The sequence below is a fragment of the Taylorella equigenitalis ATCC 35865 genome (genome assembly GCF_000276685.1).
In the GTDB taxonomy this organism is placed as follows: Bacteria; Pseudomonadota; Gammaproteobacteria; order Burkholderiales; family Burkholderiaceae_B; genus Taylorella; species Taylorella equigenitalis.
On sequence record NC_018108.1, the window covers coordinates 1,007,583 to 1,031,535 of the forward strand.

General features: G+C 36.6%; 25 protein-coding genes. 4 read left to right on the forward strand and 21 right to left on the reverse strand.

All coding sequences use genetic code 11. The annotated features are described in order from the left end of the window. Nucleotides 1-3: 3 nt before the first annotated feature. The 7 genes from KUI_RS04625 to ggt form a co-directional block, all read right to left on the reverse strand. Nucleotides 4-774 (reverse strand): uroporphyrinogen-III synthase, encoded by a 771-nt coding sequence (locus tag KUI_RS04625; protein WP_013522689.1) that lies wholly within the window; start codon nt 772-774, stop codon nt 4-6. Beyond that, complete coding sequence (gene hemC, locus KUI_RS04630; protein ID WP_013522690.1) at nt 749-1,690, reverse strand: hydroxymethylbilane synthase; 942 nt, start codon at nt 1,688-1,690, stop codon at nt 749-751. Before hemC ends, KUI_RS04625 begins: the two co-directional genes overlap by 26 nt. A 29-nt stretch (nt 1,691-1,719) precedes the next feature. Next, a complete protein-coding gene (locus KUI_RS04635) occupies nt 1,720-2,439 on the reverse strand; it encodes a TerC family protein (protein ID WP_044953970.1) in 720 nt (239 codons plus the stop codon). Between the two features lie 96 nt (nt 2,440-2,535). Beyond that, entirely contained in the window at nt 2,536-3,417 is an 882-nt protein-coding gene (gene sucD / locus KUI_RS04640) for a succinate--CoA ligase subunit alpha (protein WP_014840412.1), read from the reverse strand. A gap of 13 nt (nt 3,418-3,430) precedes the next feature. Next, nucleotides 3,431-4,591 carry an ADP-forming succinate--CoA ligase subunit beta gene (gene sucC, locus KUI_RS04645; protein WP_013522693.1) on the reverse strand — a complete coding sequence of 387 codons (1,161 nt, stop codon included), beginning with the start codon at nt 4,589-4,591 and terminating at the stop codon, nt 3,431-3,433. Nucleotides 4,592-4,662: 71 nt separating this feature from the next. After that, on the reverse strand, nt 4,663-5,205 hold the full coding sequence (locus tag KUI_RS04650; RefSeq protein WP_013522694.1) for a DUF2889 domain-containing protein: 543 nt from the start codon (nt 5,203-5,205) through the stop codon (nt 4,663-4,665). A 76-nt stretch (nt 5,206-5,281) separates the two neighbouring features. Continuing rightward, the gene (gene ggt / locus KUI_RS04655) at nt 5,282-6,976 is read right to left on the reverse strand and encodes a gamma-glutamyltransferase (protein ID WP_044953971.1); all 1,695 of its coding nucleotides are present in this window, start codon (nt 6,974-6,976) and stop codon (nt 5,282-5,284) included. Between the two features lie 187 nt (nt 6,977-7,163). Here ggt and KUI_RS04660 point away from each other — a divergent pair, with 187 nt between their 5' ends. Then, on the forward strand, nt 7,164-7,871 hold the full coding sequence (locus KUI_RS04660; protein ID WP_013522696.1) for a DNA alkylation repair protein: 708 nt from the start codon (nt 7,164-7,166) through the stop codon (nt 7,869-7,871). A gap of 5 nt (nt 7,872-7,876) precedes the next feature. Here KUI_RS04660 and rlmD read toward each other — a convergent pair whose 3' ends face one another. The 5 genes from rlmD to surE all read right to left on the reverse strand — a co-directional run bounded on the left by rlmD (nt 7,877) and on the right by surE (nt 12,671). Next, the gene (gene rlmD / locus KUI_RS04665) at nt 7,877-9,196 is read right to left on the reverse strand and encodes a 23S rRNA (uracil(1939)-C(5))-methyltransferase RlmD (protein ID WP_014840414.1); all 1,320 of its coding nucleotides are present in this window, start codon (nt 9,194-9,196) and stop codon (nt 7,877-7,879) included. 12 nt (nt 9,197-9,208) lie between these two features. Beyond that, nucleotides 9,209-10,345, reverse strand: a complete 1,137-nt coding sequence (locus tag KUI_RS04670) for a hypothetical protein (protein ID WP_014840415.1) — start codon at nt 10,343-10,345, stop codon at nt 9,209-9,211. A 65-nt stretch (nt 10,346-10,410) separates the two neighbouring features. Further along, on the reverse strand, nt 10,411-11,100 hold the full coding sequence (locus KUI_RS04675; protein ID WP_014840416.1) for a LysM peptidoglycan-binding domain-containing M23 family metallopeptidase: 690 nt from the start codon (nt 11,098-11,100) through the stop codon (nt 10,411-10,413). A gap of 27 nt (nt 11,101-11,127) precedes the next feature. Continuing rightward, complete coding sequence (locus tag KUI_RS04680) at nt 11,128-11,901, reverse strand: protein-L-isoaspartate(D-aspartate) O-methyltransferase (RefSeq protein ID WP_013522700.1); 774 nt, start codon at nt 11,899-11,901, stop codon at nt 11,128-11,130. Continuing rightward, nucleotides 11,901-12,671 carry a 5'/3'-nucleotidase SurE gene (gene surE, locus KUI_RS04685; protein WP_013522701.1) on the reverse strand — a complete coding sequence of 257 codons (771 nt, stop codon included), beginning with the start codon at nt 12,669-12,671 and terminating at the stop codon, nt 11,901-11,903. Before surE ends, KUI_RS04680 begins: the two co-directional genes overlap by 1 nt. Nucleotides 12,672-12,736: 65 nt before the next feature. On the opposite strand from surE, the gene plsY reads away from it, so the two are divergent. Next, a complete protein-coding gene (gene plsY / locus KUI_RS04690) occupies nt 12,737-13,324 on the forward strand; it encodes a glycerol-3-phosphate 1-O-acyltransferase PlsY (RefSeq protein WP_014840417.1) in 588 nt (195 codons plus the stop codon). Here the strand turns inward: plsY and tsaD are convergent. After that, entirely contained in the window at nt 13,308-14,342 is a 1,035-nt protein-coding gene (gene tsaD / locus KUI_RS04695; RefSeq protein ID WP_013522703.1) for a tRNA (adenosine(37)-N6)-threonylcarbamoyltransferase complex transferase subunit TsaD, read from the reverse strand. The two genes, plsY and tsaD, sit on opposite strands and share 17 nt — an antisense overlap. Nucleotides 14,343-14,483: 141 nt before the next feature. Here tsaD and KUI_RS04700 point away from each other — a divergent pair, with 141 nt between their 5' ends. Beyond that, complete coding sequence (locus tag KUI_RS04700) at nt 14,484-15,779, forward strand: NCS2 family permease (RefSeq protein ID WP_013522704.1); 1,296 nt, start codon at nt 14,484-14,486, stop codon at nt 15,777-15,779. On the opposite strand, the gene KUI_RS04705 is transcribed toward KUI_RS04700, so the two are convergent. From KUI_RS04705 to KUI_RS04725, 5 genes are read right to left on the reverse strand one after another with little or no spacing between them, the layout of a single operon-like run. Next, nucleotides 15,776-16,372, reverse strand: a complete 597-nt coding sequence (locus KUI_RS04705; protein WP_013522705.1) for an IMPACT family protein — start codon at nt 16,370-16,372, stop codon at nt 15,776-15,778. The two genes, KUI_RS04700 and KUI_RS04705, sit on opposite strands and share 4 nt — an antisense overlap. Continuing rightward, nucleotides 16,372-17,973, reverse strand: a complete 1,602-nt coding sequence (locus KUI_RS04710) for an ABC-F family ATPase (protein ID WP_014840418.1) — start codon at nt 17,971-17,973, stop codon at nt 16,372-16,374. Before KUI_RS04710 ends, KUI_RS04705 begins: the two co-directional genes overlap by 1 nt. Then, nucleotides 17,970-19,043 (reverse strand): LD-carboxypeptidase, encoded by a 1,074-nt coding sequence (locus KUI_RS04715; RefSeq protein WP_013522707.1) that lies wholly within the window; start codon nt 19,041-19,043, stop codon nt 17,970-17,972. The genes KUI_RS04710 and KUI_RS04715 overlap by 4 nt, the downstream gene beginning before the upstream one ends. Beyond that, nucleotides 19,036-19,524: a tRNA adenosine(34) deaminase TadA gene (gene tadA, locus KUI_RS04720; protein WP_013522708.1), complete on the reverse strand. Its 489-nt coding sequence runs from the start codon at nt 19,522-19,524 to the stop codon at nt 19,036-19,038. Before tadA ends, KUI_RS04715 begins: the two co-directional genes overlap by 8 nt. Before the next feature lie 49 nt (nt 19,525-19,573). Further along, nucleotides 19,574-20,593 carry a DNA cytosine methyltransferase gene (locus KUI_RS04725; protein WP_014840419.1) on the reverse strand — a complete coding sequence of 340 codons (1,020 nt, stop codon included), beginning with the start codon at nt 20,591-20,593 and terminating at the stop codon, nt 19,574-19,576. A 210-nt stretch (nt 20,594-20,803) separates the two neighbouring features. On the opposite strand from KUI_RS04725, the gene KUI_RS04730 reads away from it, so the two are divergent. After that, nucleotides 20,804-21,616, forward strand: coding sequence for a PDDEXK family nuclease (locus KUI_RS04730; RefSeq protein ID WP_014840420.1), 813 nt, complete (start codon nt 20,804-20,806; stop codon nt 21,614-21,616). Here the strand turns inward: KUI_RS04730 and KUI_RS04735 are convergent. Genes KUI_RS04735 through KUI_RS04745 form a run of 3 tightly spaced genes read right to left on the reverse strand, consistent with a single transcriptional unit; the run spans nt 21,609 to nt 23,906 of the window. Next, the gene (locus KUI_RS04735; protein WP_013522711.1) at nt 21,609-22,598 is read right to left on the reverse strand and encodes a DNA cytosine methyltransferase; all 990 of its coding nucleotides are present in this window, start codon (nt 22,596-22,598) and stop codon (nt 21,609-21,611) included. The genes KUI_RS04730 and KUI_RS04735 overlap by 8 nt on opposite strands. Nucleotides 22,599-22,605: 7 nt before the next feature. After that, entirely contained in the window at nt 22,606-23,490 is an 885-nt protein-coding gene (locus tag KUI_RS04740) for a pirin family protein (RefSeq protein WP_014840421.1), read from the reverse strand. Further along, nucleotides 23,487-23,906, reverse strand: coding sequence for a MarR family winged helix-turn-helix transcriptional regulator (locus KUI_RS04745; RefSeq protein ID WP_014840422.1), 420 nt, complete (start codon nt 23,904-23,906; stop codon nt 23,487-23,489). Before KUI_RS04745 ends, KUI_RS04740 begins: the two co-directional genes overlap by 4 nt. Nucleotides 23,907-23,953: the final 47 nt, after the last annotated feature.

Genomic DNA, 23,953 nt, shown 5'->3' on the forward strand with positions numbered 1-23,953 from the left:
ACTTCATAGCAAATATTTCTTATTAAAATAATGCTTTATAACTTCTATAAAACTTGCTTTATTTAATTGAATTGTTTCACAATGAGGATACTCAATAATTTCCCTTAAACGATCATGAATCACAAGGAATAGAGATTTTCTCAAAATCTCTTTTGTTAGAAATTTCTCAATCTGTGGTAATAAACACTTTACCCCTTCTGTGCTTGTAAACACAAAAACATAATCATCATCTAAATGCTTTAAATTTAATTCATGCAAAAATGAATCGGTGTATTTGTGGCAAAGCCTTTTATAAACACATATTTCAAAAACTTCGTGGCCAGTTCTTACTAAAAAGTCTTGAAACTCTCCTCTACCCCCTTCACCTTTTACAATTAAAAATTTAGCTTTATATGCTAACAAAGGTGAAAGTTTCTGCAAAAGTGCTTGGGAATCTTGGGCATTGCCATCAGGAAAAATTATTTCAAAACTCTGACAATAGTGTCTAATCTGCTCAGCAGTGCTTAATCCTACACACAAAAATTTTATGTTTGATGGCAGTAAAGCCACTAAATCCTCAAAATCTTGGAAGAAAATATCAACCGCATTTCTGCTAACAAAAAAAATATAGTTTAGATTAGGAAGCTGTGATTTAAAAAATGTTAATTTGGGCCTAGGGAGCTTTTCAATTTGAAGGGCGGGCAAATCGTGAAAATTTGCATTTATAAAAGAACCGAAAAGGCTAGAAAGCTCCCTATTTCGGCTAGAATTACTCGTCAATACCAAGTGAAGCATTAATTATTTCTCTTGCCCCTTGGTCAATAAGATTTAGGGCCACAGTTGTAGCTACACTCTCATATTCGTCGGGGGATCCGAAGCTTTCAGCACGTAGTATCCGTGAACCATCAGGAGAAGCCACCAGTGCACGAACTTGAAATAAATCATTAATAACACAAGCGTGAGCAGCTAACGGAACCTGACATGAACCTCCTAAATATTGGGAAACGATTCTTTCTGCACTAACGCATTTAAAGGTTTCTTCGTGATGAAGATATGACAGCATTTCTTTTAAGGCGAACTTATCTTTTAATATTTCTATTGCAAGTGCTCCTTGTCCTACAGCAGGAAGTGAATCGTCGATAGAAACAAAAGATTTTATGCGATCCATCATATTGAGTCGTTTAAGACCAGCCGCTGCCAATATAATCGCAGAGTACTGCCCATCATCAAGCTTTTTAAGTCGAGTATCTAAATTTCCTCTCAAAGGTTTAACAACAAGATGAGGAAATTTTGCTCTAATTTGTGATTCCCTTCGAAGGCTAGAAGTCCCAACTATGGCACCCTCTGGCAAATCCTTAAAAGTTTTATATTCATTAGATACAAATGCATCCATAGGATTTTCTCTTTCGAGAATACAAGCGATTTCAAATTCATCATTGAGTTCAACTGGTACATCTTTAAGGCTATGAACTGCTAAATCAGTCACACCAGATAGTAAAGATGATTCTAATTCCTTGATAAAAAGCCCTTTGCCACCTATTTTGGAAAGAGTTTTATCTAAAATTTGATCACCTTTAGTCGTCATCTTGTGAAGTTCAACATTAAGGTGTGGAAAGATTGATTTTAATTTTTTCTGTACGAATTCAGCCTGCCACACTGCTAGACGACTTTCACGTGTAGCAATTCTAAGATTTTTTATGCTTAAAACCATAAGTTTTAAATGTTTTTGTTATCGATAAATTATTCAATGGTCTCAGGATTGTTTTTATGGCGATATTTGATAAATAGACCTATGCCCATTACTAAAAGAGCTCCAGCTATTTTTGCACCCCAGTCGAGTTCTTCACTTGGCGGTTGATTATGAAGTACATACTTATCAAATGTCACATCAGTAATAATCATATGACCAGCAATCCAACCTAAAAGCCCTGCACCAAATAAAACAATTATTGGGAACCTATCTATCAATTTAAGAACCAATGTAGAACCCCAAATAATAATTGGAACAGACAGAATTAAACCGAAAATCACATAAAACAATTGATGATCAGGATCTGCAGTTTCAGCTGCACCAGCAATTGCAATAACATTATCCAAACTCATAACCAAATCTGCAATTAGGATAGTTTTCACTACTGAGAGTACAGTCTCACCACCTTGTACATTATCATGATCATCATCATGGGGAACGACTAACTTAATGCCAATCCATATAAGTAATAACCCTCCCACAACTTTCAGAAATGGGATATCAAGCAATCTCATAGCAAAGAAAATCAATATTACGCGCATCGCTATGGCACCAACCGTACCCCAAATAATGCCCTGCATTCTTTTAGCTTTTTGAAGATTACGTGAAGCAAGAGCGATAACCACGGCATTATCCCCGCCGAGAAGAATATCGATCATAATAATGCTACCAACTGCAGCCCAATTGATAGTCTCAAACCATTCCATCATAGTAGTTTGCCCTAAAAAACTTATACTTTGATGATAACAAAAACCGCTGATATATGTCTACATCAGCGGTTTTATAGGGGATTATTAACTAATCAATTAAAGAATTGATTTAAGCAGTTTACCCATTTCAGAAGGATTGCGAGTAGTTTTGATTCCGCATGCTTCCATAATTTCAAGTTTGGCATCTGCAGTATCAGCACCACCTGAAATCAGAGCACCAGCGTGACCCATACGTTTTCCTGGAGGAGCAGTTACACCGGCAATAAAGCCAACAATAGGTTTCTTCATATTATCTTTAGCCCATTCAGCTGCATTTACTTCATCTGGACCACCGATTTCACCAATCATAATAACTGCTTCTGTTTCTGGATCATCGTTAAACATCTTAAGCACATCAATGTGTTTTAAGCCATTTATAGGATCGCCACCAATACCTACAGCTGATGATTGACCCATACCAAGTTCAGTAACTTGAGCAACTGCTTCATAAGTTAAAGTACCAGAACGAGAAACAATACCCACTTTACCCTTGCGATGAATATGGCCTGGCATAATACCAATTTTGATTTCATCAGGTGTAATTAAACCAGGACAATTTGGACCTAGAAGAAGAGTTTTACTACCTAGGTCTTTCATACGTTGACGAACAGTGAGCATATCCCTAACTGGTATGCCTTCAGTGATACAAATTACTAAATCAAGTTCTGCTTCTACTGCTTCAATGATAGCTCCAGCAGCAGCCATAGGAGGAACGTAGATTACAGAAACAGTAGCACCTGTAGCTTCCTTAGCCTCTTTAACTTTAGCGAAAATAGGAATTCCTTCGAAATCTTCACCAGCTTTTTTAGGATGAGTACCTGCAACGAAACACTCTTTACCATTAGCGTAATCACGGCACATGTGTGTATGAAATGCACCAGTGTTACCTGTAATACCCTGCGTAATTACTTTAGTATCTTTATTAATTAATATAGACATTGCAAATTCCTTCTTATTTAGCAGCTTCGACTACTTTAGTAGCAGCTTCAGCCATAGTGTCGGCACTGATGATTGGTAATCCAGATTCAGCAAGGATTTTTTTACCTTGTTCTTCGTTAGTACCTTTCATACGAACAACCAATGGCACTTTCAAATCTACAGCTTTGCAGGCAGCAACTACACCTTCAGCAATTACATCACAACGCATAATTCCACCAAAGATATTTACTAAAATTGCTTTAACGCTGTCACTTCTTAGCATAATTTTGAATGCTTCGGTCACTTTTTCCGCAGTCGCTCCACCACCTACATCAAGGAAGTTAGCTGGTTCGCCCCCGAAAAGTTTAATGGTATCCATAGTAGCCATTGCTAATCCAGCACCATTAACTAAACAACCAATATTACCATCTAACTGAATATAAGCTAAATCATATTTACTTGCTTCGATTTCAGCAGGATCCTCTTCGTCTAAATCCCTATATTCAACAATTTCAGGATGACGAGAAAGTGCATTTGAATCGAAATTAAACTTAGCATCAAGGGCAATAACTTTACCGTCTCCTGTATGAATTAGTGGATTGATTTCAGCTAAGGTTGCATCTGTCTCCCAGTAAGCTTTGTAAAGTTTTTGAATTAAATCTATAGCTTGATCATGTAACTCCGAAGGCATACCTATACCACGAACAAGCTCTAAACCTTGCTCGTATGAAACATCATGACCTGGGTCGATGAAAACTTTAATGATTTTTTCTGGAGTTTCATGGGCAACTTCCTCAATATTAACCCCACCCTCACTTGAAGCCATGATGCAATTTCTTTGAGATCCACGGTCAGTAACGATACCAAGGTAATACTCTTTTTGAATATCAGCACCTTCTTCAATAAGAAGACGATTAACTTTTTGACCTTGCGGGCCAGTTTGATGAGTAACTAATTGCATGCCAAGCATCTGAGAAGCCAAATCGCGAACTTCATCAATAGACTTGGCTAGTTTGACGCCACCGCCTTTTCCGCGACCGCCAGCATGAATTTGAGCTTTAACAACCCAAACATTACCACCTAATTCTTCAGCAGCTTTAACTGCCTCTTCTACTGAAAATGCTGGGATGCCGCGAAGCACATTTACCCCGAACTTTTTCAGAATTTCTTTGCCTTGATATTCATGAATTTTCATTGAAATCCTTTTGAACTAGTTACTGAAAGTTGTAATTTTATATGATTTCGTATTTTGAAATTATTTCATTGTCATAAATTTAATATTTCTTCTTTTTTATACCATTGTGGGTAATGTTCTTTGACAACCTCTGAGTCTAATCGGAGAGAATAGCACTTATTAAGTTGAAAAGGTTTTTTGTCAGATTGTGTCTCTCTGTAGTTCCTAAGCCCAGAAGTGGTTTGAACAAATACTGTTGGCAATAATGAGCACATCTCTGTTATATGTGTACAGCCCTTAATATTCGCAAACTTTTCACGCACTGCAGGTATGAATTTTTGTAATAAATGAAGCCCCACCAAATCCCTATAAAATGGAGCAACATCCATACACTCTTGACCATATGGAACTGCACCATGCTTTACTGAAGCTTCATGAATAAGCCCATCTATATCAGCTGTAACTGTCAAAGTTATGTGGTGAATGGGAACTCCAGCCTTGTGGATTTCATTATTTAGTTTTTTAAAGTCATAGGCTTTTTCATCCCAAAGAGTAGCTTCAATATCAAAAAGTCCATCTTCTCTTTGAAATGAATTAACTTCATATCTTCTTGTATGAATAGGTTTACGGTTCATATTAACTTCTTAAGAAAGGATTTGATATTTTATAAAAAAGCCCAAGCTTAAGACTTGGGCATAGGAATATGAGTATTTAAAATTCAGTTCGAGGGTCTTTGCCTCCGTAGAAAATACCTGTTTCTGGGTCTCTAATAATTGCATTAACATCACCCATATCAGGTTTTTCTTTAAGGTTATAGCCTCTTTCAATCAAACTATTTTCTACATCTTTAACTAGAGTTAAATCCTCAACACGAAGTTCATCTGGCAACCACTGCATATGAAAACGAGGATGGGCAACTGCCTTTTGAATATTCATCTTATGATCAATAACATTAGATATAACTTGCAAAACCGTAGTTATGATGCGTGTACCTCCAGGCGACCCAACAACCATAAAGATTTGACCATCTTTTAATACTAATGTAGGGGACATAGAAGATAGTGGTCGCTTTCCTCCCTCAATTGCATTAGCATCGGAACCTACTGCTCCAAACAAATTAGGTACACCTGGTTTGGCAGAGAAATCATCCATCTCATCGTTTAATAAAAAACCCGCTCCTTCAACAGCAGCACCAGAACCAAATGACCAGTTAATCGTATAAGTTATAGAAACAGCATTACCCTTAGAATCTATAACAGAGTAATGTGTGGTTTGATCTGATTCATAAGGCATATCTAATGCGGGTTTAACTTTATCGCTTGGAATAGCCTTACCCTTTTGAGAAATAATGCGATTGTAAATTCTTTTTGCGTAAGCTTTATCTAAAAGTTTATCTACAGGTACCTTAACAAAATCAGGATCCCCCATATATTCAGATCTATCTGCAAATGCTTGACGTTCTGCCTCAGCCATCAAGTGCATAGTTTCACTTGATAAAGCACCCATCTTTTCTATATCTGCATTTTCCATAATGTTTAGGATTTGAATTATATGAGTACCACCTGATGACGGTGGAGACATGGAAATAATGTCATATCCTCGATATGTCCCTCTTACAGGCTCTCTCCAAACTGCTTTATAGTTTGCTAAATCATCTTTCGTAATTAGCCCCTTATTAGCTTCTTGATCTTTAACTATTAAATCTGCAGTTTCACCCTTATAAAACTCATCAGGACCATTTTGTGAAATTCTTTCTAATGTCTTAGCTAGGTCCTCTTGTTTTAAGACTTCACCCTCTTTATATGGACTACCATCTTCTTTATAGAAATACTTTTTAGTTGCAGGATACTTCAGCATACGGTCCTTCTCTTCGACAAATGATTTGGCTTGTCTTGAAGTGAGTTTGAAACCATTTCTCGCAGTATCAATTGCAGGTTGAATAAGCTCTGAAAGATTCATAGTTCCATACTTATCTAAAAGCTCACTCATCCCCTTCACTGTACCAGGTACGCCTGCTGATAGATGCCCAGTTATACTAAGTCCATCAACTACATTTTTCTGCTCATCTAGGTACATATCTCTCAATGCACCCCTAGGAGCCATCTCACGAAAATCTAGTGCTACTTGCTTTCCATCAGCTGTATGAACTAGGGCAAATCCACCACCCCCCAAATTACCCGCAGCAGGATGGACCACGGCTAGCATATATCCTACTGCTACCGCAGCATCAATAGCATTACCCCCTTTATCGAGAACACTTTTACCCACTGCATTTGCTAATTCGTGAGTACTCAACACAATACCTGTAGTCGTATCCTTTATAGGATCTTTAACTGCAGCTTCTACAGATATTGCTGGCAATGTCAAAGCCGCCAATAGAGGTAGTGTTTTTAATACAGTCTTCATATTCACACCCAATATAGTTTTAGGAGATTTAAGATTAACAATATTAGAAAATCCTACAATTAGGGAATATGCTAGAAAGCCCTCTTAAAATAAATTAAGTTCATTAAAATATTCTGCTTTCAAAATATATACTTTCAATTTTTTATCAAAAATAAACATTAATTACGAGAAGAAAATATTGCCACCAATGAGAAAACAAACCATATCAAAGTACCTATCAAGTTATGCCACAAAAAAACACAAAGCCTATATGGAAAAGCTAATTCCTCATGTAGACAGGGACAGAATTATGGGGGTACCCTCGCCTATAGTAAAAAGGGCAGCTAGAGATTTGTATTATTCTAAAGGCATAGAAAAGTTGAGAGGATTTCTTGATGATATTCCACATTTCTTTATCGAAGAAAGCAATACTCATGCATATATCCTAAATTGCATTGAAGACATTGAATTGCAGTACTACGAAATTGATAAGTTTTTGCCAGAAGTTGATAACTGGTGGACTTGCGATGTTTTAAAGGTTTCATCCCCCATAAACGAACCACATGATTTATTTTTGCAAGAGCATATAAATAAATGGCTAAAAAGCGAGGATTTATATGCTGTGCGATTTGGGATTGTGACTACTATGAACCATTATTTGCAGGAGCGTTTTGATAGAAAGCACTTAGATGCTATTGTGGCTGTTAACTCAGGTGACTATTTTTATCTACATTCAGCCGTGGCTTGGTTTTTCTGTACCGCTCTGATTTTTCAGTGGGATGAGGTATTGCCATACATGACAGAACATAAATTACCCAAACTGACACACAACTACGTAATTATAAAGTGCAGAGACTCGACTAGAATCTCTGATGAGAGAAAGAAACTATTAGATTTATTAATTAGAAAAAGATAATTCACCTAAGTCCTTTCAAAGACCGCAATCGATTCGACATGTGCAGTGTGTGGGAACATATTAATCACCCCAGCACCTAGCAACTTGTAAGCTCCTGAGTTAACTAGTACATCAGCATCTCGGGCTAGTGTACTTGGATTACAGGACACATAGACAATTCTTTTGGGTCTTAAGCTTGGATTCATAGCAGTTAGAGCCTTACATACGGCAAAAGCCCCATCTCGAGGGGGATCTAGTAGCATCTTATCAAACGCACCTAACCCTTCAAGCCAAGTCGAATCAACTTCAAACAAGTTTAGAGTCGAAAATTTAACTTTATCTTGTAAGCCATGATTTTGAGCACCCTGCATGGCACGTTTAGTTAAAGACTCACTGCCCTCTATGCCTACAACTTCCTTAGCTATGGTAGAAAGTGGCAATGTAAAATTACCCAATCCACAAAATAAATCTGCCACTCTATCATTTTGATGTACCTCTAGCAAATCCAATGCTCTACGAATCATAGTCCGATTAATGAACGGATTTACTTGAGTAAAATCGCTAGGCTCGTAATACATCCTCAAACCAAATTGAGGCAAGTCATAGTACAGATTGTTTTTTTCTGAATCGAGTGGATCTAGTGTCTTCAAAGAATCCAAGCCCTTAGCCTGAGACCACCAAACAATTTTATGCTCATGAGCAAACTCCTTCAACTTAGCGAAATCACTTGAACTTAAAGGGACCATATGACGCAAAGCTAAGACAACTGTCTCCTCTCCGACAGCCACTTCAATTTGAGGAATTTCCTCTTTGCAATCAAGTTCTTTCAAACAAGCCCTTAATCTTGGAAGCAAGTCCGAAACTGGTTTTGCCAATACAGGACAGGTACGCATGTCGACAACATACCGACCCTTTTTCTCCCTAAATCCTACTAAAACATCTTCCTTTTTTCTTACATATCTGACTGAAAGACGAGCCCGATATCGATAATTCCAATAAGGACCATGAATTGCTGGCAATACTTTTGGGATTTTTATTTTGGCAATGTGCTTGAAGTTATCTTCTAATGTTCTTTGTTTAACTGCAACTTGAGTTGAAGGGTCAATGTGTTGCATTGAACAGCCACCACAGAGACCATAATTAGGGCATTTTGGAGATACACGTGAAGAAGACTCCTTTAAAATTCTTTCGGTATGAGCAACTTCAAAGGAATCTTTTTTTTGATAGATATTTGCTTCTACTATTTCGTTAGTAATAGCCCCTTCAACAAAGATGGCCTTACCATCTCTTCGGGCTACACCACGACCGTTATTATCTATAGAATCAATTTTAAGTAATTCTGACATCAAAAAAAGAATTTATTTATATTGCTGAGCTTTTTTTTCATCTTCTTCAAGTTGTATTTCCAATTTTTCAAAATCAGACATAACTTTATTACTATGCTCCATTAATTTTTCATAACCTTCAGGGTTATATGAATCTTGATAAATCATCTGTAACGCTTCATCACCTGGATCAACCGCAGTAGGTTGGGGAGCTGGTGCAGGCTGAGCCTGAGCTGGTGGTTGAGCTACAGGTGCTGGTTGACTCTGGACAGGCGGTTGGTATTGAGCGGAAGGTTGAACATTAGTGGGTTGCACTGGAGAAGGTGATATATAAGAAGGCTGAGTGTAAGTAGGTGTCGCTGTTGAGGGTGCGACCGTTGCAGGTTTAGCAGAAGTAGGTCGCATATTTTCTGGAACTTTATCTACATGAAGCATACTTTCAGGAGGTACACCCATAGCTTTCAACATATCCTGAGTATATTTTTTAGGATCAGCATCGATAGCTTCTATTTTTTTATCTAAATGTTTATTAGTCTCATCAAGTTGTGCGTTATACTTATCAATTAGAGCATTTAATTCTTCTAACTCCTCATCTTGTTTTTTAGCACGATCCATCGAACTATCTTGGCCTTCTAAAGCTAAAAGTTGAGAGTCAGTGGCAGGCATAACAATAGTAGACTCAAATGTAATAGGCTTTACGCTATTGTTAATTTTATTTTGGTATGCTGATACAAGTTTATCTTTTTGAGATTTATCTAAAGAATTCCAAAATTTCAATAGCCTAGACTGATATTCTTTAGTTTTTAAAAGAAATTCTTCCATTACTAAATTATCAGCTGAAAACACGGCTTCTAAATTTGGAGTATTAGAACTAATTAAAGTTAATTGTGATTGACGATTAGCTTCTGACTTTTCTTTAAGCTCTTTAGTCATAGCTTTATGAAAATCTAGTGCATCTTTAAATAATAATTTTTGCTCATTATTTAGTGTAAGTTCCTTATTTATACTCTTAGGATTCAAAAGCTGAAAAGCAACTGAATCATGATGGAATGAACCATGATGAGCAGATTTAGCATCAATATGACCTTCAAATTGAGTCGCAGAAATTGCAACACTTATAACACCAAAGGAAAGCATAGAAGCTACGATGAACTTATTTAAGCCAAACATTATTAACCTTCTATTAAAATAATGTATAAAGTAATCTCTAAAAAAGTTATGAGTTTTTAGAAAACTCAAGGTAGGTATGAAGCAGGATTTACTGGTTTACCGTCACGTCTAATTTCAAAATGTAGCTTAGGAGAAGGTGTATCAGAAGATCCCAATGTAGCAATTTGTTGACCTTTAGTTACTTTTTGACCCTCTTTAACTAAGATTTTATCCGTATGTGCATAAGCTGATATAAAAGGTTTTTTGTGAGTAATAAGTATTAAATTACCTAGACCGCGTATACCATTACCTGTATAAGAAACAGTACCAGACGCAGCCGCAAGTACAGGATCACCTACAGACCCACTGTAATCAATACCCCTAGAGGCATCATCATATCCCTTGATAATTTGACCAGCTGTAGGTTTAGCCCAAGATATCAAACCAGCATCTGTAGCTTTTCCTGATGCGGTAGTTGTAACAGCTGAACTTGAAGAACTGTTATTTGTTTTTTGAATATTTGACTTTGCAGAAATACGCAATACCTGACCTGGAAAAATTCTGCTTATGTCCTGTATATTATTTAATCTAGCTAATTCTTCGACGGATGTATTGTATTTACGTGCAATTAAGCTAAGTGTCTCACCCCTCTCAACAGTATGTGGAGGATATGTTTGAGTGTAGTCCTCTACAGGTGCATTGTGAGTGCTAGTACAAGCAGAAAGAACTGTAACTAACAAAAGACTTAATAACTTAGTTTGCTTGTTTAAATACATATAACCCGTCCCAATAATATCAACATATTATACTTGTATTCCTGACTTCAAGGGTACAAACCGTGTAGACTCATAATCCGTACTCGACCAATTTGTATCAGAAACCCTTCTAATTGTTACAATTTTTTGCTCTACAGAACCTACTGGTGCCACTAAAATACCACCAATATTTAATTGATTAAGTAGTTCTGTAGGGACTTCTAATCCAGCTGCTGCCAAAATAATTGCATCAAAAGGAGCATGTTTTGGCAAGCCCAAAATGCCATCACCTAATGTTATATTAATTTTTGGCAAATCAATAAATTTTGCAAGATTTGACATTGCCAACTTATATAAACCAGTAACTCTTTCTATGGAATAGACTTCTTTATATATACAGGACAGTACAGCAGCTTGATAACCACATCCTGTCCCGATTTCCAAAACCCTATTTAGCATATTATTTTGTAAGGCCAAAGATATCATACGAGCCACAACTGACGGCTTAGAAATAGTTTGACCATAGCCAATTGGAAGTGCTTCGTCTACATAAGCCCTACTTCTAGTACCAGGATCCATGAAGACATGTCTCTGAACTTGCGTTAATGCATCCAACACTCTTTGGTCGTTAGTAATACCAAATTCCTTAAGGGCATTAACCATGCGTAATCGGTGAATATCAGAATTCAATCCCGTATTAAGCTCCAAGGCTTTTTGGAGTCTATTTTTAACTTCAGGAGATGGTCCTTTTATGCCAATATTTCTAGAACCTGAAGATAGTCTAGTATTGCTATTTGTGGAAATGATTTGTTTTTTTATCATTATTCCACTTTAGAATTAACTTGTCCTTCTAACCAAGCTTTAGTTGATTCAAGCTTTTTATAATGAGTCATATCAAGCTGGATAGGTGTAACAGAAATAAAGCCATTATCCACAGCATAGAAATCTGTATCCTCTCCAAAATCCATAATCTCACCAGATGCACCAATCCAAAACAAATCCTGACCAAATGGACTTTTAGTCCTTTCTACTGGTTGGGATTGATGTCTGCGACCCAATCTAGTCACCCTAAAATCTTTTAAACTATACGATTCCTTAGGGGGAATATTAATGCTTAAAAGAGTTTTAGTTTCTGTAGGATTAGCTACTATCAATTTCACAAATTCACTTGCAATGTTAGCAACTTCATCTATTTGTGGCCAATTATAGTGAGTTAAAGAAAATGCTATAGATTGGTAGCCAAAAAGATACCCTTCAGTAGCGGCAGCAACAGTACCTGAATAAAGAGTATCCTCGCCTAAATTAGCTCCGTTATTAATACCAGAAACAACAATGTCAGGTACAAAATCTAAAAAATTTGTAAGTGCAACATGCACGCAATCGCTAGGAGTACCGTTGATAATATTAAAACCTTTTGAGGATTTTTTAAGGCTTAGTGGTCTATTAATTGATAGTGAATTAGAAGCACCACTGTGGTTAGTTTCTGGTGTAAAGACCACAACTTCCGCCCATTTAGAAAGCTCTTCATATAGTTTTTCTAACCCAAGAGCGTAATAACCGTCATCATTTGCCAATAGGATTTTAGTAGTCATAACAATTCTTTTAAATTCAAAGTAATTTATTTTAATATATAAAAAAATAATAATTGAGGTTATAAATGACGGATTATTTGGCTATTCCAATTGCATATTTAATAGGATCCATACCCTTTGCTGTAGTAATAAGTAAACTTTTTGGTTTAAGCGATCCTAGAACCTATGGCTCTGGAAATCCAGGTGCTACTAATGTACTTAGAAGCGGAAATAAATTAGCAGCAGCCTTAACTTTTTTAGGTGATGCATCTAAGGGTGCTATAGCAGTTTTGCTGACATTTCATTTCTTACCCAATGTCTCATCTACAGTAATAGCTTTAGTAGCTTTAGCAGCATTTCTAGGACACTTATTTTCACCTTTTCTGGGGTTTAAAGGAGGTAAAGGTGTAGCTACGTCATTAGGAATCTTTTTAGCATTGGATTTTTATTTTGCCATTGCCCTTTTATCTGTTTGGGTTTTAGTTGTAGTGCTTTTTAAAATTTCCGCTTTAGCTGCAATCATCACTGCATTATCAGCACCATTCCTATACATATTTTTAAATATTAACAACTATATACAATGGCCTATATTTGCAGCAGTTTTAATTATGGCCACCCTTCTTCTTTATAAACACAAATCCAATATAGATAAATTATTTAATAAAAAGCATTAACCGATTCTAAAGACCAATTAGCTCTTACTGGTTGGTCATATTTCTTCTCTAGTTTTACAAGGCCAGCTTTTATCCTTTCACTAGCTGCGTGGGCAATCATTGCCCCATTATCTGTGCAAAATTCCATAGGTGGAAAATAAACTTTTGCTTGAATTTTCTCGCACTCATTTTTTAGAAACCCCCTTAATTTTAAGTTAGCTCCAACACCGCCAGCGACAACTAGAGTATGTATACCAGTCTCCTTTAGGGCTTGCATAACCTTGAATCCAAGGACATCAACAATCGCTTCTTGCGTTGAGGCTGCAAGATTAGATAAGGAAATCTCATCATGTTCCGTTAATTCTAGCTTTTTATACTGATTCATAACCGCAGTTTTCAATCCGCTAAAACTAAAATTTAAATCCCCACTATGCTTCATAGGTCGTGGCAATGCAAACGCATTTGAGTCACCATTTATTGCCAACCTTGCTAAGTGGGCTCCGCCTGGATATGGTAAACCTAAAATTTTCGCTGTTTTATCAAAAGCCTCTCCCGCAGCATCATCCAAAGTTTCACCCAAAAGTTTGTAATAACCCACCCGCTCTACAAGCATGATTTGAGTATGCCCGCCACTTACAAGTAGAGCTATAAATGGAAATTCTGGTTTAGGCTCAGAAAGTAATGGCGACAACAAATGACCCTCTAAATGATGTACGGGAACTAACGGCAAACCCCTGCTCCAAGCCAGTCCATGGGCAAAGGATGATGCAACAAGGAGTGCACCCTGCAAACCAGGTCCCGCAGTGTATGCAATAACATCGACATCATCCAAGGTTTTGTTAGTATTAAACAAAAGCTCATCCAAGAGTGGCAACAAATTTTTAATATGGTCCCGTGAAGCTAATTCTGGTACAACACCCCCATATTCTCCGTGCATACTAATCTGGGAATGCAAGGTATGACCTAACAGCCCTAACTCAGTGTCCACAAGGGCTAAACCAGTTTCATCACAGGAACTTTCAATACCAAGAACTAACATATATTGTTGTTATAAAAAAACATTTACTTACAAATATAGACTTTAAATAAAATTTTAATATATATGACTTTTAACAATAAGAGTAATCCCTTAAATACGAATTAAAATTACACATTCTTTCACCCACTTGGAGTTTTAATCATGTTTGAGAAAATGTTCAAACTTTCTGAACATCATTCAAATATAAGAACAGAGGTTCTTGCAGGCATAACAACCTTCCTCACTATGTCCTACATTATATTTGTTAACCCTAATATTTTAGGAACTACTGGTATGGACACTGGTGCAGTTTTCGTCGCTACCTGCTTAGCAGCAGCCGTTGGATCATTTATTATGGCATTCCTTGCTAACTGGCCAATTGGTATGGCTCCAGGTATGGGGCTTAATGCATTTTTTGCGTTCGGGGTAGTTGGTGCTATGGGCTACACATGGCAACAAGCCTTGGCTGCGGTATTCCTATCTGGAGTTATCTTTATGATACTAACTCTGACTGGAGCAAGAAGATGGCTAATTGAAGGCATACCACAATCCCTAAGATCTGCCATAGTAGCAGGAATTGGTTTATTTCTTGCATTTATTGGGTTTCAATCATCTGGGATTGTTGTCGATAATCCAGCTACTCTAACAGGACATGGTGACTTCTCCTCACATCAAGTTAAGTTAGCTATAGTTGGATTTTTCCTAATAGTTATTCTTGATTGCTTAAGAGTTCGTGGAGCTATTTTAATAGGAATTTTATCTGTATCAATTCTATCAATCATATTAGGTCATACTTCTGTACCACATAGCATTATTTCATCTCCTCCATCTATAAGTTCCACCTTTCTAGCACTAGATATACCAGGTGTTATGGAAAAAGGTTTAATTAGCGTTTTATTAGTTTTCGTTCTAGTCGAAGTGTTTGATGCGACTGGAACTATGATTGGTGTTGCTAAGAGAGCCAATCTTCTTAAAGATGGTCCCAACCACAAAAGCAACCTAGGTAAAGCATTAATGGCTGATTCTGCTGCCATTCTTGCAGGATCTATTATCGGCACATCAAGTACTACAGCTTATGTAGAAAGTATGTCTGGAGTTCAATCTGGAGGACGTACAGGATTAACTGCATTTGTCATTGGCTTAATGTTTTTGTTGGCATTATTCTTCTCTCCTTTAGCTGCTGTGATTCCTGCATATGCAACGGCTCCTGCTCTTATATATGTAGCCTTACTTATGTTAAGAGAAATCACCGAAATTGATTGGGAAGACATGACTGAGGTTGTACCTTCTGCAATTACACTTATATCTATGCCATTTACATATTCGATTGCCGAAGGCATGGCATTTGGTTTTATAAGTTATGTAGTCATTAAAGTATTTACTTTAAGATATAAGGAAGTACATCCAGCTACTACAATTATTGCTGGATTGTTCATTTTAAGATTTGCTATAGCCTAAGAATCAGATTTAATCCAAACCCCCTTACCCTTGGTCAGATTAGTTATGGTCTGACCAAGTTCATCTGCAAAATCAGTTTCAACTGCTAATCTCCAAACCACACCCATCTCTGAAAAATTTTCACTTAATACAGTAACTCTATTAATGAATTTTGATTTCACTTTGGCAATGTCCGAGAAAACGACCTCACATAAAATTTCTACAGTTGGAATAATCTCAATCTTGTGTGCTAGATCAAGGCACTTAGAAGTTACTCCTCCATAAGCCCTTGCTAGCCCCCCAGTACCAAGTTTCACACCGCCATAGTACCTAATAACAAGTGAAGCCACATTAATTAAAGCCTTACCATCAATTGCTTGTAGAATAGGACGACCAGCTGTTCCCCCAGGTTCTCCATCATCATTAAATCGATAATTATCTATCAGTTTATATGCCCAACAATTATGAGTTGCATCGGGTTTACTAAATTTAGAAAAAAATTCTAAAGCTTCTTCTGAAGATTGCACGGGAGCACAGTGACATATAAAGAGACTGTTTTTTATACGCTCTTCATAATACTGATGGGCTTCAATTTTAAATTGAATGGAGGGCATTAAATTTCAATTTGTCTAGATCGCAAATAGTCATCATAGCTTCCTTGATAATCGATTATTTCACCATTTGACAATATTTCTATTATCCTATCAGCTAATCCACTAACAAACTCCCTGTCGTGCGACACAAAAACTAATGTACCTTTAAATTTTTCAAGTGCCATCTGGAGTGATTCAATAGATTCCATATCAAGATGATTTGTCGGCTCATCAAGTAGTAAAACATTGTGCCTTCCTAACATCAAGCTCCCAAAGAACATCCGATTTTTCTCTCCACCTGACAAAACACTTACGTTCTTCACAATGTCGTCTGCTGAAAATAACAACCTACCTAGAATGGAGCGAATTTGCTGATCATCGTCTCCTTCTTGACGATATCTAGACATCCAATCAACTAGGTTCATAGGTTTCGTAAATGAACCAGATACATCCTGAGCCATATATCCAATATCTGCATTTTCAGACCATTTTATATTTCCCGAATCAGGTGGCAAATCCAATGCAAGCATACGTAAAAGCGTAGTTTTACCTACCCCATTACCTCCAATAATTGCAATTTTTTGGCCAGCATCAACCATAGCACTAAAGTCTTTAATTACTGGATTATCGTATGACTTTGAAAGTTTGCTAGCTTCAAATGCAAGTCTGTGAAGCGGTTTCTTTTGTTCGAACCTAATGAATGGATTTTGTCTTGAGGATGGCTTTATCTCAACTTGCTCAGACTTTATTTTGTCTATCTGTTTTAACCGTGAAGTAGCTTGACGGGATTTAGATTTATTGGCAGCAAACCTTCTTACAAAATCTTGAAGCTCTGAGACTTTTTCTTTTGCTTTTGCATTGTCTGATAGTAATCTTTCCCTTGCTTGTGCAGATGCAAGCATAAAATCGTCGTAATTACCTGGATAAATTCGCAATTCACCATAGTCTAAATCTGCCATGTGGGTACAAACTTGATTTAAAAAGTGTCTATCGTGACTTATGATAATCATCGTACTTTCGTACTGATTTAATATATTTTCTAACCATCTAATGGTATTAATATCTAAGTTATTTGTGGGCTCATCAAGTAAAAGTACATCTGGGTTAGAAAACAATGCTTGAGCTAAAAGAACTCTAAGCTTTAAACCTGGAGGAACTTCACTCATAGTGGCATTGTGCTTATCTATAGGTATTTCAAGCCCTAATAAAAGCTCTCCAGCCCTGGCCTCAGCGGTATACCCACCGTATTCAGCAAACTTTGCTTCTAGCTCAGCTGCATGCATATAATCATCTTCTGTAGCTTCAGGATTAGCATAGATAGCATCCCTTTCAGTCATAGCATCCCACAACTCTGTGTGACCCATTATTACAACGTCAAGTACTCGCTTATCTTCATAAGCAAATTGATCTTGTCTTAACTTTCCGAGCCTAATACCTGGATCCAGCGAAACACTACCAGAGGTTGGTTCTAAATCACCACCCAAAATCTTCATAAGAGTAGATTTACCAGAACCGTTAGCTCCAATTAATCCATACCTATTACCACCTGAAAATTTAACGCTCACATTTTCGAAAAGTGGCTTAGGTCCAAATTGAATTGTAAGGTTAGCTGTCTGTATCACTTATTTTTTCTCTTATACTTATGAAGTTTTAAACAATTTTCGGAGTCGATTTCTGATTTTGAGTGGTTGTGTTTATCAATTACTAAATGTGCCATGCCATTTTCGGTAGCTATGCCTACTTTTATACCTATCGGCAATGTGACCCGCACTTCTCCGTGTCCATAAGGAAGACCAGTTACAACAGGAACTTTGACGGTTTTACGTAGCCATTCAATTACAGAGTACATCGAGAAACCATTATCGTTATCAGCTAATTTATAGTCTGAGATATCTCCAAATACAATGGCTTTTTGAGATTTAAGTACGCCTGCTTGATGAAGTTGAATTAAAAGACGCTCTACCCTATATGGATGCTCACTTACATCCTCTAAAAATAAAATCCCTTTTTTAATTTTAGGAAAATAAGGGGTTCCTAATAAAGCCGTTAATAGTGCTAGATTTCCGCCCCACAAAACCCCATGTTCATCTACAGAATCAGACTCTTCAGAAACAAAGCTCAGAATCTCTAATTCACCCCTCATCATTTCTACAAAAATTTCTGTGGTCAGCTCATCCAGTTTGTCTGAACCGAAATCACTAACAGCATTTGGTCCAGTAAAACTAGGCAAACCAGTTTTTGCTAAAAGTGCTAAATTAAACGCTGTGAAATCACTGTAACCACAATAGGTTCTAGGATTTTCGGCTAATAATTTCCAATCGATTAGTGGCAATATCCTAGTAATACCATACCCACCTCTTGTAGGCATAATAATAGGAGCTTTTGACTCTTTTATAGCTCGAGTGAATGATTTAGCCCTTTGTATATCTGAACCAGCAAACCGTAAATACTTTTCAGTTGCATATTTATCTACTTTAACTTTAAAGCCAAAACTTTGTAAATTGGTCTTAGCTACTTGAATTCTTTCAGGCTCAACCAAAAAACTCGAAGGAGAAATTAAATAAATACCAAGTTTCTTTTCGTACTCCCTAACCTGTAAGGGCACGTCATCAGCTTCATCAAATAATATTTGAGCATCATTTATTAATTGCTCTAATTCATGATCGCATGGTTTATTTTGGAATTCACTCATTACCTACATCCTTATCGATGCGTTTTTCACGAAAAAAATCTTTTAGAATTTTAGAACATTCTTCTGACAATACCCCAACTGTAGTATGCATATGATGGTTTAAATCTGAGGCATGAATAGAAAGCCTTCCACCACAAGCACCAGTTTTAGGGTCGCGTGAACCTATAACTAAATGTTCAAGCCGAGCATGAATAAGTGCTCCAAGGCACATTATACAAGGCTCAAGGGTTACAAACATCGTGCATCCCGAGGGCAATCTGTAATTTTGTATACTTAAATTAGCCTCACGCAAAGCTACAATTTCTGCATGAGCCGTAGAATCGGAAGTCCCTATAACTTGGTTGTATCCTTGCCCGAGAATGTCTTGATTTGGTCCAACTAAAACTGCCCCGACTGGAACTTCACCCGATTTATATGCTTTCTCTGCATTTTGCAAGGCTAATTGCATGAATTTCTTATTATCAGCAATATTTAAAGGCACTGTACTTGAACCCTGTTCAAAGAATTAATACTTAGAATTTAATAAAATTTTAATGATTATCGGGAATTTTTCTTTCAAAAGAAAGGTCTAATGCTTTTGCAACTTCATTACCTATAAGTTTTGCGATATCTACTACGACTGAATTAGCTAATTGTATGTAAGCCTGCTTAGTATCTGGATTTAACTTAAAACTATCTGGGTATCCAAGTATTCTTGCACACTCTCTAGGATGCAAAGTACGAATTTTACCATTTATAAGATAGGCATCTGTATAAGTGAATGGCTTTGCCTTAGAGATTCCTATGGTTGAAGCTAGCCCCTTAGGGCTGAATATTTTCTCACCCGCTCGTCCCTCAATCATACGACCACTAGAGTATTCAGCTATTTTGTATAACTCCTTAACATAAGATTCAGGTTCAGGTCGTATGAACCTAATACCATCACCTTTATATACAAGATGCTCTGTTTCTGAGTCGGGAAGTAAATAATCCTCTAAATAGCTAGTAAGGGGAATCGGCTTAGGAAATTCAAACTCTCTTATATTCACGTCTTTTCGAATTGCAATCATGTAGACTCTTAAACGGTTAAGAGGTAGACCGTAGTCCATGGAATTTAATAATTTGGAATAAAAAACGTATCCAATTTTTTCAAATGTGTTTTTAATTACTTTATGCGTATTACCACAGTTACTTGAATATAAAGTGTATAAATTATCTAGAAATACAACTTTGGGTCTTTTTGCCTGCACATAACGAATAGTTGCAAAAAATAAGGAATCCCTGATTTCGTTTATATTGCGTCCTAAAGCTGATAATGAGATAGTCTCTGGCGGAAAACCTGCACACATAATATCGTGGTCAGGAACTATATCCATTGGTATAGTATATATATCATCATATGTTAGTTCTTTGAAGTTTATCCAGTAAGTTTCTTTTGCAAATGTATTATTTTCACATGAGAAAACACATTTAGCCCCTAGGCTTTCGAAAGCCACCCTGAAACCACCCATCCCAGCAAACAGGTCACTAAACGTAAAGCCCCAAAGGGGGAAATTGGCTATATGGATCATATTAAATTAAGTTTACAGAGCACTATCAATACTAAATATAAGTGTATTAGAGCCTTTTAGGAAATTCAGAAATATACCTATTCAGATTTATAAATATTTAGATCGATAACCCATTGATTTGAAATTACTAAATAAGATAAGTAATACAAATTTAACAGAAAAATTTTAACATTTCTCTAAGTAAATACATTTGTATCAAGGGGGTTAGTTATGAGTTGGAGTGAATTTGAAGTTTCATGCAAAGAATACTTGAACAATAATTACGATTGTAAAGACTTTAAATGTGTTGGAGGTTCAGATTCAACAGTTAGCGATATATCTTACAAAAGAGGTAAATTCTATATTGAATGCAAAATGCCAATAGCTCAATGCGGACAATTTGTCGTTAAGAATTTATCTGGCAAATTTGTTTATTCCGAGCAAAACAAAAATGAACTAAACCTCGAATCCAGAGCAATGATCAAAATTATGAATAATGATGAGGATGCTTTTGCTGAAGCAGGTACTAGCGGTAAAACTTTAAAGGTAGATGAGGACACAATTTTCCGCTGGATAGAAAAAGCAATGGAAAAGAAAAAAGTTGAATTTATTATCACTAAAAGTAATGGAAAATTTTTTCTTTTTAATAAAGAGCACCTTAAGCATTTTTTTAATGTAGAGGCTACTTACAGACAGAAAACTAGCGGATCAAATAAGATCAGTACAATTCATGAACCAAATTTTCTTAAGGAATTTAATAAGCACATCGGACAAAATGATAGTGGTGCCACTATTGAGGACAAAAGATTAATAACTAATTCAAACAGCAATTATCATGAATTGATTATATCTGCGAATGGTAGAAGATTCTTGCTTAAACAAGATCCACAAAGACGCAAAGGTGTATACAAAATTAGGCAATTATCTAACACCCATAATTCAAATGTTATTTTTTCAATAAGTTTTAAAACTATAAATGATGGCATGAATCAATATTTATTAGAAGCTGATAAAAAACTTAGAAAATTGATTGCTTCTAAATAGCCTTACCTGCAAGAGATAGGGTCCTTCCTATCTCTTGAGCGACACTTTGTACCACATCAACTACCACAGAATTACCTAATTGTTTGTAAGCTTGCTTTTCGTTGGGATTAAGCTTAAAGTCGTCTGGATAACCCATTAAACGAGCACACTCTCTAGGATGAAGTCTCCTAGTTTTACCATTAACCAAATAACCTGCCGTGTGAGCAAAAAGCCCACCCCCATTGGCGGAAAATGTCACAGACAAACCCTTTGGACTGTAAACCCTCTCTCCTTGTCCACCTTTTCCAACTATACCAATTCTGTAGGTTTCATTTACATTATTAAGTGGATCGGATCTATATAAACAAATATCATCTCTTTGGCGAACTAAATGTGAAGTTTCAGAATCTGGCAACAATATGTCTTCAACATATTTGTCTAAATTTTTTGGTGCAGGAAATTTAAATTCTTGATGCTTTAAGTCTTCACGAAAAGCAACCATAAAAATTCTCGCCCTGCTTTGCGGAATACCATAATCACAGGAATTCAAAACTTTCCAATCAAAACTATAACCAAGTCTTAAAAGTGATTCTTTAACAATCCTTATAGTGCGACCACCATCATGTTTAGCAAAATTTTTAACATTTTCTAAAAAAATAACTTTAGGGCGTTTTGACTTAGCGATACGGACCACATCAAAAAACAAAGTGCCTCTACTATCCTCAAACCCTAATCTTTTCCCGCTTATTGAGAATGCCTGACATGGGAAACCCGCACACAAAATATCATGATTAGGGATGGTGCACTCATCTATTTTGGTTATATCATCGTGTGCGATTTCATTAAAATTTAGCCAGTATGTTTCTTTAGCAAATTTATCCCATTCACTTGAAAAAACACACTTTGCACCTAGACTTTGCAAAGCCACTCTAAATCCACCTATTCCAGCAAACAGGTCGATGAAAGTTAACCCTTCGAGAAGTGGGTTTGTGATTTTAATCATGAAATTTTTAAGTGTCTACAACCATTTTAGACTTAATAAAAGTACCCGAACGCAATTCTTGAAATGCATGATCAAGCTCTTCTCGAGTATTCATGACAATGGGACCACCCCAAGCTACGGGTTCTTTCAAAGCTTTAGAAATCATGACCAAAACTTTATTTTCGCCCTCTGTAGCCTCAAGTTTCAACAATCCATCACCTGATATTTTGGCTGCAGTTTTTGGAGCTACCAAAGTATCACAGACTTTAACTGCACCTAGTAAAGTGAAAATCATAACTGATGAATTAGGAGGTACAGGTATATCAACTACTGCACCACTCTGCATGCTGACATCATAATAATTAAAAGGAGTGTATTTAGAAATAAAACCTGAGGAAGACTCTAAATTAGTTTCTTTAGAACTATCTATATCAGTAAGCGGAAAGCGACCAGCTAACAACCTTAATTGAGCTCCATCAAGGTCGATTTTCTTGATGTCAGGATTTTTAATAGGATGATACTCAGGGTCTTTCATCTTATCTGATGCTGGCATATTTAGCCAAAGCTGAACACCTAACAAATGATCAGCTTCAGGGATTTTTTCTTCGTGAAGAATACCCGAACCAGCTGTCATCCACTGAACTTCCCCGTTTGAAACAGTATCTTCATATCCTAAATTGTCCCTATGCTGCATGCCTCCACTAAATACATATGAAATTGTCTCAATACCCCTATGAGGATGCATAGGAAAACCCGCTGTATAGTCATCAGGGTTGCTACTATCAAAGGAGTCCAACATCAAAATAGGATCAAATGTCTCTACTGTATCATGTCCTAAAACTCTGATTAAACTAACGCCAGCTCCATCTTTAGTAGCAAATCCAGTTTGCATATTAGTTACCGTACAGGTCATAAACCTCTCCCCAATTTCTTTAACAAATGAATAAGGTTGTACTTATCGTCTTCATCCAGTATAGCAAATGAGTCAAGGATGCCCTTTTCGTATTCATCAATCAAACTATCCACAATATGCATGCCTTCGTGCGTAAGCCTAACTTGAATTACGCGTTTATCTTTGGGGCTTCTTAGCCTTTGAATGTAGCCCCTTTCAACCATTTGTAAAATCAAGCTATCAATATATCCAGGTCCATTGGGCAACCAGTAACGAAGTTCGGTTGCCTTAATAGTTCCATTGCAATACAACAAATGCAATAAATTAAATTGACTAATTCCGAGTTTAGCTTTTTCAGCTACCTTAGCGATTTTCTGATTTATGAAATAAGCGTTAAATCTCAAACATAGCAATAGATAATTGTCAAGTTCTTCCATATAACCCCCAAAAGTTAGTTAAATTATAAGCTTAAGGGGTGGCAATG

Bases quoted from the DNA above. Each gene is read 5' to 3' on its own strand.
- KUI_RS04625 (WP_013522689.1), bottom strand. From the start codon at position 774: ATGCTTCACTTGGTATTGACGAGTAATTCTAGCCGAAATAGGGAGCTT.
- hemC (WP_013522690.1), bottom strand. From the start codon at position 1,690: ATGGTTTTAAGCATAAAAAATCTTAGAATTGCTACACGTGAAAGTCGT.
- KUI_RS04635 (WP_044953970.1), bottom strand. From the start codon at position 2,439: ATGATGGAATGGTTTGAGACTATCAATTGGGCTGCAGTTGGTAGCATT.
- sucD (WP_014840412.1), bottom strand. From the start codon at position 3,417: ATGTCTATATTAATTAATAAAGATACTAAAGTAATTACGCAGGGTATT.
- sucC (WP_013522693.1), bottom strand. From the start codon at position 4,591: ATGAAAATTCATGAATATCAAGGCAAAGAAATTCTGAAAAAGTTCGGG.
- KUI_RS04650 (WP_013522694.1), bottom strand. From the start codon at position 5,205: ATGAACCGTAAACCTATTCATACAAGAAGATATGAAGTTAATTCATTT.
- ggt (WP_044953971.1), bottom strand. From the start codon at position 6,976: ATGAAGACTGTATTAAAAACACTACCTCTATTGGCGGCTTTGACATTG.
- KUI_RS04660 (WP_013522696.1), top strand. From the start codon at position 7,164: ATGAGAAAACAAACCATATCAAAGTACCTATCAAGTTATGCCACAAAA.
- rlmD (WP_014840414.1), bottom strand. From the start codon at position 9,196: ATGTCAGAATTACTTAAAATTGATTCTATAGATAATAACGGTCGTGGT.
- KUI_RS04670 (WP_014840415.1), bottom strand. From the start codon at position 10,345: ATGTTTGGCTTAAATAAGTTCATCGTAGCTTCTATGCTTTCCTTTGGT.
- KUI_RS04675 (WP_014840416.1), bottom strand. From the start codon at position 11,100: ATGTATTTAAACAAGCAAACTAAGTTATTAAGTCTTTTGTTAGTTACA.
- KUI_RS04680 (WP_013522700.1), bottom strand. From the start codon at position 11,901: ATGATAAAAAAACAAATCATTTCCACAAATAGCAATACTAGACTATCT.
- surE (WP_013522701.1), bottom strand. From the start codon at position 12,671: ATGACTACTAAAATCCTATTGGCAAATGATGACGGTTATTACGCTCTT.
- plsY (WP_014840417.1), top strand. From the start codon at position 12,737: ATGACGGATTATTTGGCTATTCCAATTGCATATTTAATAGGATCCATA.
- tsaD (WP_013522703.1), bottom strand. From the start codon at position 14,342: ATGTTAGTTCTTGGTATTGAAAGTTCCTGTGATGAAACTGGTTTAGCC.
- KUI_RS04700 (WP_013522704.1), top strand. From the start codon at position 14,484: ATGTTTGAGAAAATGTTCAAACTTTCTGAACATCATTCAAATATAAGA.
- KUI_RS04705 (WP_013522705.1), bottom strand. From the start codon at position 16,372: ATGCCCTCCATTCAATTTAAAATTGAAGCCCATCAGTATTATGAAGAG.
- KUI_RS04715 (WP_013522707.1), bottom strand. From the start codon at position 19,043: ATGAGTGAATTCCAAAATAAACCATGCGATCATGAATTAGAGCAATTA.
- KUI_RS04725 (WP_014840419.1), bottom strand. From the start codon at position 20,593: ATGATCCATATAGCCAATTTCCCCCTTTGGGGCTTTACGTTTAGTGAC.
- KUI_RS04730 (WP_014840420.1), top strand. From the start codon at position 20,804: ATGAGTTGGAGTGAATTTGAAGTTTCATGCAAAGAATACTTGAACAAT.
- KUI_RS04735 (WP_013522711.1), bottom strand. From the start codon at position 22,598: ATGATTAAAATCACAAACCCACTTCTCGAAGGGTTAACTTTCATCGAC.
- KUI_RS04740 (WP_014840421.1), bottom strand. From the start codon at position 23,490: ATGACCTGTACGGTAACTAATATGCAAACTGGATTTGCTACTAAAGAT.
- KUI_RS04745 (WP_014840422.1), bottom strand. From the start codon at position 23,906: ATGGAAGAACTTGACAATTATCTATTGCTATGTTTGAGATTTAACGCT.